This window comes from Pseudomonas sp. VA159-2, from assembly GCF_024126635.1.
GTDB lineage: Bacteria > Pseudomonadota > Gammaproteobacteria > Pseudomonadales > Pseudomonadaceae > Aquipseudomonas > Aquipseudomonas muyukensis.
Genome location: NZ_JAMYBV010000053.1, coordinates 1 through 5,388, shown reverse-complemented (window position 1 = coordinate 5,388; position 5,388 = coordinate 1). Strand labels below are relative to the sequence as shown.

Below are 5,388 nucleotides of genomic sequence, written 5' to 3'. Positions count from 1 at the left end.
TGATAGCGGGTGACTAAGCCATCGAAACCGGTTTCTTGCAACAGCCGGCCAACCGGGTCGTAGAGGAAGTTGGCCTTGCTCTCGTTTTCGTTTTCCAGCCCGATCAAGCGGCCGAGCTTGTCCCAACGGTAGCGCAGGGTATGTTCTGCCGCATCGACGCGCTCGGCCAGCAAGCCGACCGCGTTGTAGGTCCAGGTGGTGCAGCGGTCGAGGGCATCGACATGCGCCAACAGGCGGCCTTCGGCATCACGCTCGAAGTGTTCTTCGGTCTTGTCGGGGTGGATGACCTTGGCCAGTTGGCCAGCCTTGTACTCATAGGTGGTCTTGTTGCCCGCCGCATCGGCGAACTCGCTCAGTTGGCCGAAGGTGTTGTACGTCCACTGGCTGGTCTTGCCGGAGCAGTCGGTGTACTCAAGCAACTGCCCGGCGTCGTTATAGGCAAGTTTCTTCTCATTGCCGATAGCATCCTTGATCGCCTTGACCAACCCGGCCGGGGTGTAGGCGAACTCGGTCTTGTTGCCCAGCGGGTCGGTGGTCTCGACCAGGTTGCCGAGCTCGTCGTAATCGCGCAGCCACAGCCCGCCCTCGGCATCACGAATCTTGATCAGCTGGTCGTGGTCGTCATAGGCGTAGTGCACCACGCTGTGGTCGGCACGGATGTGCTTGAGCAGGTTGCTGCGCTCATCAAAGGCGAAGCGATCCTGGCTGCCGTCGGGGTGGACGTGGCGGATGATGTTCTTGCGATCATCGCGGAACAGCCATTCGGAGTTACCGTCCGGATGCTTGATGCGGTAGGTGTAGCCGAGGATGTCGTAATAGTGCTTGGTCTGCTGGCCGTAGGCGTCGGTCACGGTGGTCAGGCGGATGTGCTTGTCCCATTGCAGGCGGGTTTCGAAGCTGCCGTCGTCGGCCCATTCGCGGATGGCTTTGGCATGCGCCCCCGAGCCGTCCCATTCGAGGTTGAAGCCGCGCTGGGTGCGGTCGGTGTAACGGGTCACCAGGTGATGCTGGTACTCGTAGTGCCAGGCGGCGCCGTGTTCGTCCTGGGCGATGACCAGGTCGCCCTGGTCGTCGTAGTGATAGGCGCACAGCTGGCGCAGCGGCTTGCCGTCCACCACCTGCCACACGCCCTGGATATGCCCATGGTCGTCGAGCAGCGTGCCCAGTTGCAGGTGTACCTTGGTCGGGTCGTTGTCCTCATACGTGTTGATATCGGACAACACCGGTCGGCCGTTGAAATGATGCTCGTAGTGCAGCATCGCGCCTGCGCCGCTGCGCAGGACGATATGAACCAGATAGAACCGATCACCGACACGCTCGTAGGTTTCACGCCGCTCCAGCCCTCGGGTGAGGATGATCTGGGTCTCGGTGGTGCGGACCAGGGCACGGTATTCGATCGGGTCATAGTGCGGCTTGCCCTGTTTGGGCATCGGGTACGGGTGACTACGACCGTCGACGTCGTGGAACACCAGGCCATCGTCGACCACATCGATGCAGGTGGTGAACTCGGTCAGCCAACGGGCGCCCAGGCTGCTGTCGTCGAGTTGTGCCAGCCGGGAGTTGTAGGTCCGCGCCCAGGTGACCGGGAATGGCCCGGGCAGGCTGAAGTCGACGTGCTGCAGGGTTTCGCTGCCCAGGGCGAAGTTGATGTCGCGGGTGGTCCCCGGGCAAGGGCCGTTCTTGCAGCGGTTGGCCGCATTCTTTGGCGGCGCTTCCTCGCGCTGGGTTTCGAGCTTGCCTTGCGTGGCCTGGTGCTGCGCGGTGCTGGTGGAGTTGGGCTTGATGTTGGTGTTCACCAGCTGCGGATTACGCCTGCGCCACAGTGCCACGCTGCCCGCCAGGATCAGGCGCAACGCCTCGATCGAGTGCGGGTTGCTGGCCGAACCTAGCTTGAGGATCTCGCTTTTGATCTGGGGTGCCAGCACCCGCAATTTGGCGACTTGCTTGTGGCCGTAGACCTTGGCCTCTTCACTGATCGTCGCGCTGGCGGCCATGTTGGCCACGCCCTTGCCGGCCGCTTTGTAGGCGCTCCAGGCCGCGCCGAAGATATTGTCGATACTGGCCAGAGGGTCATGCAGCAGTTGGTCGGCCGCCTTGCTCGCTTTCTTGCCTGCCTCGCCGAGGTCCTTGCCGCTGTCGAGGTCGGCATCGATCAAGGCATCCAGGCCTTTGCAGATCTCGTTGAGAATTTCCTCGCCTTTGCCACCCGCCGCCGTCAGGGTTTCCTTGAGCTTGCCTTCGGCTTGGCTGACGAAGTCATCCAGGCTACCGACGATGTCGGCGTTCAGGTGCCCGGCAATGATCTCGATCAGCGCGTCACCGAGGATCTGCTTGCCTTCCTGGCGCACCATGAACAGCATCGGGCGCAGGCTCATGCGCGCGGCCGCCATGTTCGGTGGAATAGGCACCACGCCGATCAGGTTGATGCCCAAGCTGACCCAGTCCCACGGGTCGGGCTGTTTACTTTCAGCGAGGGTGACGATATCGCCCAGGGCGTCGACCAGAGCGATGATGTTACCCACCACCGGCAAGGCACCCGCGACGTTCTTGATGCGCTCGAGGGTGACATAGCCGTCGCTGACGTCGCGCAGCCAGGCATCGAATACCGCAGCACCACGGCCGACGTCTTCGATGTGGATTTCGTTCAGGGGAACGATGGCGACTTCGCGGCCACCGGGTTGGGAAGTCTGTTCGGTCATGAAATCAGCTCGCCTGGCATCAGGTCAGTCAGGGTGTTCAGGTTCGGTGCCTTGAAGGCGGGGAGTTTGGGTGGCGCCGGCAGCTTCGGCAGGCTGGCCATGGCCCCCTGCACGGCGGCACCGGCCTTGCCCGCGACGCTCAGGGTGCTGGAGGCGGCAGGCAGCGCCGAACTGGCGGCGCTCGCCAGTTGCGGCAGGCCGGCGACGCCGCCTTTCAGCGCGCCTTGCACCTGCTGTGCACTCTGCAGAGCGCTCTGCCCGGTCTTGAGCAGGCTCATGCCGCTCTTGGCCGCGTCCATGCCACTGCTGGCCAGTTGCTTGAGCGTGCCCATCGTCGCGCCACTGCCATCAGGCGTGAGCGTGTCGATCATCGAATCGAGCATCGAGGGCGCGCCCTCTTCGGCCATGGGCAGCTTCAGCCATGGAGCGCCTTTGACGAAGCTGCCCAGGCTCCAGGTATCGGCCGTGTCGAGGCCGAATTTCGCCGAGGCTGGCCCGGGCGCGGCGCCGGACACGGCATTGAAACCCTGTCCGTCCAGCGAGCCCTTGAGCACTGTGCCCAGGGCGTCGGTGACTTCGTAGTCGCCGGCCTTGATGCCCTTGGTGTTGGCGTACAGGTTGAACAGCTCCAGCGCGCCTTTGCCCGGTTTGGGTGGCTCGGGGAAGGTGCCGGCCTTGCTCGCCGCGCCGATATGGGCGAACTGCGCCGCGTGGGCGGTGTAGTTGGCGCTGGTGACGTGGGTGATGCCGCCGGCGTTGTAGGTGGTGGCGCTGCCGCCGCCCTGCACCACCAGCTCGGTCTTGGCCTTGAGGGTGATGCGGTCGGCGTTGGCGGTGATGTCGAGCTTGGCCAGCAGGTTGATGTTGTCCTTCAGCGAGCGGAAATCGATGTCGCCGGAGGCTGCCACCAGGCGTAGGCCGAGGCTCTGCACAAACAGGCGCATGCCCTGGCTGGCGCTGGCCAGCAGGCGCTTGCCGACGGACATGCTGGTGTGGCCGGTGCTGCTCAGCGCCAGGTGGCTGCCGCTGGTGAGGTGGTTGGGGCCGGGAGTGGTCAGCGCGATGCCGGCGGGGCTCGAGACCACCAGGTGCGGCTGGGTGAATTCGGCGAACTCGTTTTTACTCAGGTCACCCGGGCCACTGCCGAGGATGCCTTGGTGCTGCTTGTGCAGGTCCTTGGCCACGGCGTCCTGGTCGCCGGGCTCCTGGGCCTGCATCTGCTTGGCCAGTTCGGCCAGGCTGTCTTGCTGCTCGCTGGCGGTGGCCAGGCGTTCGGCGGTTTCCGGCAGGTCCTTGTGGTGCTTGGCTTCGTTGGCGCGGGGCTCGGTGGTGATCAGCAGGCCACCGGCGGCGCGCACGGCGCCGTGGCGGTCGGTGCGCAGCTCGAAGCCTTCACCGCGTGGCGCACCGCCGCTCGGGCGCGGGTGCGTCAGGTAACCGAGGTTCAACGCACTGGCACCGTGGTCGCTGCGCAGGGCGATGCTGATTTCGCTGGTAGTGTCGTCGATGCGCAGTTCGTTGCCGCGGCTGCCTTTGTATTCCTTGCTCTTGATCGTGGCCAGGGTCTTGAGTTCGGGCAGCTTGTAGTGCGGCATGTTCACGCCGTGGTACAGGCAGCCAGTTACCAGGGGCTGATCGGGGTCACCTTCGAGGAAGCTGACCAGCACTTCCATGCCCACCCTTGGTAATTGCAGGCCAGCGATGCCTTGGCCGGCCCAGCTGCTGGCCACGCGCATCCACACGCTGGACTTGTCGTCCGCGCGACCTTCGCGGTCCCAGAAAAACTGCACCTTGATGCGGCCGTATTCGTCGCAGTAGATCTCTTCGCCGGGCGGGCCGCTGACCACCGCACGCTGCTCGCCGAGCACCTTAGGCTTCGGATGGTTCAGCGGCGGACGGTAAGGTTGCTCCCACGGAGTGACCACGAAGAAGTTGCGGTAGCCCTGCTGGAAGCCGTCGAAGCGCGGGTCGATGTCGCTGGTGATGGCTTCTTCCAGCACCTGCGGCTGGCGGCCCTGGTGCTGGATTTCGGTGAGCAGCCAAAGGTCGTTCCACTGAGCATTGGGGTGCGCACTCAGGATCAGGAAATGCCCGCTGGCGAGCAACGGCTGGTCGCTGTCGCCGCTCGCCTGGCGGTAATCGCTGCGGTGGCGTTCCAAGGCGCGAGTGGCCAAGTGCTTGCCACGCGGGCGGTCGAGGAAGCGACCGGGGTAGTCGTAGTCTTCCAGGGCCGGCTCGTCATGGCTGTCGGCGCTGCCTTCGAGCTGGATCAGCGGTTTCTTGAAGTCGTAGTCGCGGCGGGTGACGCTGCTGGTGCGGGTTTCCAGGCGCAGGGCGAAACGCTTGATCATCGGCGTGTCGGCGACCAGTCCGGAGTCGTGCTGGAACTGTACCGGGGCCAGCTTGGGGAACACCGTCTGGTCGTCGCCGAACACCAGCTGGTGGCCGTCGGCGCTGTGGCGGAAGTGGTAGTGGATACCCTCTTCTTCGCACAGGCGCTGGATGAACTGCAGGTTGGACTCGTCGTACTGCACGCAGTACTCGCGCTCTGAGTAAATAGCGCCGAGCTGGAACTGGTAGGCGTTGGCGAGGATGCCGTGCTCTTCCAGTACCTGGGCGATGATCTCCTGCACGGTCTTGTGCTGGAACATGCGCTGGTTGATGCGGTGGGCCAGGTAGGCCAGTTGCG

At 64.3% G+C, this 5,388-nt stretch carries 2 protein-coding genes; both read right to left on the bottom strand.

Annotated elements, in window-relative coordinates:
• On the bottom strand, positions 1–2,699 hold a 2,699-nt coding region (locus tag NJG22_RS24185), incomplete at its 3' end, for a DUF6531 domain-containing protein (protein WP_253098433.1).
• Positions 2,696–5,388, bottom strand: a 2,693-nt coding sequence (gene tssI / locus NJG22_RS24180) for a type VI secretion system Vgr family protein (protein ID WP_253098430.1), incomplete at its 5' end; no start/stop codon positions are given. The genes NJG22_RS24185 and tssI, both read right to left, overlap by 4 nt.